Origin of the sequence: Dietzia sp. Cai40 (assembly GCF_014145165.1) — a bacterium.
GTDB lineage: Bacteria > Actinomycetota > Actinomycetes > Mycobacteriales > Mycobacteriaceae > Dietzia > Dietzia natronolimnaea.
This window is the reverse complement of sequence record NZ_JAALEB010000503.1, coordinates 1-2,923: the sequence shown is the minus strand read 5'-3', so window position 1 is coordinate 2,923 and position 2,923 is coordinate 1. Positions and strand designations below refer to the sequence as shown.

Annotated in this window: 2 protein-coding genes; one reads left to right on the top strand and one right to left on the bottom strand. The window is 68.4% G+C overall.

Features of this window, described 5'->3' with window-relative positions; translation table 11 throughout:
- Positions 1–1,012 precede the first annotated feature (1,012 nt).
- Positions 1,013–1,573, top strand: a complete 561-nt coding sequence (locus tag G6022_RS16455) for an alpha/beta fold hydrolase (RefSeq protein WP_179524635.1) — start codon at positions 1,013–1,015, stop codon at positions 1,571–1,573.
- A gap of 133 nt (positions 1,574–1,706) precedes the next feature.
- On the opposite strand, the gene G6022_RS16450 is transcribed toward G6022_RS16455, so the two are convergent.
- Positions 1,707–2,750, bottom strand: coding sequence for a bile acid:sodium symporter (locus G6022_RS16450; RefSeq protein ID WP_347238202.1), 1,044 nt, complete (start codon positions 2,748–2,750; stop codon positions 1,707–1,709).
- Positions 2,751–2,923 lie beyond the last annotated feature (173 nt).

Here is a 2,923-nt window from a genome sequence, read left to right as displayed (position 1 = left end):
AACACACTGTTGAGTTCTCAAACAACACCACCACACCGTCGCCATGTGGCACTATCGCCACATACCTTAGGGGGAAGTTGCCGCTCTCCATCGGAGGCAGCTCGCCTACTCTAGCGGACCGAAGTCGATCGGTCAACCCGATCGTTCGGCGCCCCTTCGCGAAGCCACCGCCCGAAACCAGGACTCGAACCTCTCGGCTCGACCCCCGCTCCCTGGCGGCTCCGATAAAGTTACACGCGCCCCAACGGAACACCAAATCGGCTGGTCAACGCCTCCCAGGGCGCCCCTGCAGGCCCATGCCGGCAGATCGCCAAAGCCACGTACAGACGGGTCTTCCCGCTGCGTCCCTGCCGTGTTCCCCCTCCGGCCGCCCGACTTCCGCCCCTGCCACCACGTGTCCTACCCGACCCGAGGGGACGGGGCCTACGCGATCCGGTCATCAGTGCGGCTCGAGCTGCAGGGCGGAGTCGGCTCGTCCTCCCAGTGCTCGGCTCGTCCTCCCAGAGCTCCGTCGCGTGCGGTGAGTGGCCGTCCCGACTCACGACCGTGTGGGGGGCACTCAGGGCGGGGGCCTCGGCGTGCGGATCGCGACCGTGTGCGGGCTCACCGGTCTCACCCGTCACCGCCTCTACCGCGCCTCCGGCCGGGCCGGGGTCTTCTACCGAGCCGGCACCACGGCATGTCGCCGGCCGACCGCGCACCGTCGTGGCCGGGTACACCGTGCTGTGTCGATCGACGGCGACCGCCGCGAACCTCGCGTCGTTCCGCGTCGAGAACCTCCGAGCATCACGGCCCGGTCTCCGGTGCCCGCCGGACACCGAACCCGGCAGCACACTGATGCATCAACGCGAGCAGGTGAGCAACTGCCCCGCGCTCGGACTGAACCCGAGCAACGGTCGGACACTCCCCTCGGTGATCCCCGGCCGCGAGCCGGTGCGGAGGAGTGGAACGACACCCAGGCCGCCAGGGCTGTACTCACCCTCCCTTGCGGCACGGTCTACCGTTCGGTGGCATGACGTCGGTAAGAACCACCCAGGCCGTGATCTTCCACGGGTACGGTGCGACGCCCGCGGACCATTGGTTCGGGTGGCTCGCAGAACAGCTCGAACACGCGGGGGTCCCCACACGAGTACCCGCCTTGCCGGAGTCCACGTCCCCATCTCCGGACCGGTGGGCGGCTACCGCCGCAGAAGAGCTCGGTATCCCGGGGAGAGACACGATCGTGGTCGCCCACAGCCTCGGTTGCCTCACCGTTCTGCGCCACCTCGCCTCCCTGACGGGACCGTGGGAGGTGGGCGGTCTCGTGCTCGTCTCGGGATTCGTCGACCCGTTGCCGGGGCTACCCGAACTGGACGACTTCATCGGTGACGGCGTGGACCTGTCCGGGATCCGAGAGAGGGCCGGGTCGCTCACCATCTTGCGTTCCGACGACGACGATCATGTTCCTGTCGACCTCACAGACCGCCTGGCCGGTCTTCTCGGCACGTCGGCTCAGGTCGTCCCGGGAGCGGGCCACTTCCTCGCGACCGACGGAGTCACGACGCTGCCCCACGCCCTCGACGCCATCGTGTGACACACGCAGCAGGCTCTCGGTGGAGTGTGCCGGCACCACCGTGGACAACCGTCGCTCCGCCCTCGCACCAGCCGAGCGCAGATAGGTGCGGTGGCCACATCCGCCGCCCCGGGACCCGTCGACACGGTGGTCCTCACAGTCCCCCGTCGGCGGACCGCTGGTCGGTCCTGAAGACCACCGGAATCAGCCAGAGGAAGGCGATCATGCCGAGGAGCTCGACCAGGGTCTGTGCCACGATCACCACTGCCGCCACCTCGAACCCCTCAGGCAGTGCGAGCGCCAGCGGAAGGACGACGAACGAATTCCGGGTCCCGAGTCCGAAGGCGAGTGTCCGGGCCTGTCGGGGCGGGAGAGAGAACGAGACCGCCAGAGCCTTGGCGGTGAGCGCGGCCGCGAGCAGGAACGCCACGAAGACCGGGACGACGACCGGGAGAACGTTCAGCGCACCGAGCACGGTATCCACCTGAGCCGTGGCGACGAGAAACACGACACCAGCGAGCAGCGGAACCGGTGCCCAGGCCCATCGATCACGCACCACAAGACGCCCCGGGCGGGCATCGACCCACCACTGCGTGAGCGTCGACGCGATCAGGGGCACGGCGACGATCAGCAGCGCCGGCGCGACCACGTTGAGCGTGATCAACCCTGTGACCTCCTCCCGCGCCATGAGCAGCAGATAAAGAGGAAGCAGGAGCAGCTGTAGAACAAGGTTGACGGGGGTCACCGCGACGGCCCGGGGCACATCCCCGCCGGCGAGCTGGGTGAAGGAGATGAACCAGTCGGTGCACGGCACGAGCAACACCAGCAACACGCCCAGACGGATCGCGGGGTCGGCGGGAAGGAGAGACACCATCGCCCACACGATCAGGGGCATGAGTACGAAGTTGCCCAACAGGACCACTCCGGAGAACCGGAGGTCGCGCGAGGCGGAGATTAGGTGCAGCACCGGCACCTGGAGGAACGTGGCATAGAGCAACAGGGCGAGAACCGGCCACAGCAGCACCTCGGCCATCGACGCCGTCGCCGGGATGGCGCTCCCCGATGCGAGACCCGCGGCGATGGCCGCGACATAGATCCACACCTGCCAACGCTCGAGGGTGAGCCGATTCAGTCGCTTGTCCACCCCGTCGGCACCTCTCTCATCCTCCAGATCCGAGACCACGGCGGCTCCGACCACGCCAGCCAGTCCGAACCCGAGGCCGACTCCTTCCGGTCCGCCGGTCACCCGAGCCGGAGACGGGCCCGGTCCTCGTCCGCAGGCCTGCAAGCTCGCCTGCAGCCTGCCACGCACGTGGGTGGGGTGGTATGACGGGAGCCCCCGGGTCGCGTGATGCGATCCGGGGGCTCTCG

What these genes read in the sequence shown, in the direction of transcription:
- G6022_RS16455 (WP_179524635.1), top strand. Translation starts at nt 1,013, where the DNA reads ATGACGTCGGTAAGAACCACCCAGGCCGTGATCTTCCACGGGTACGGT.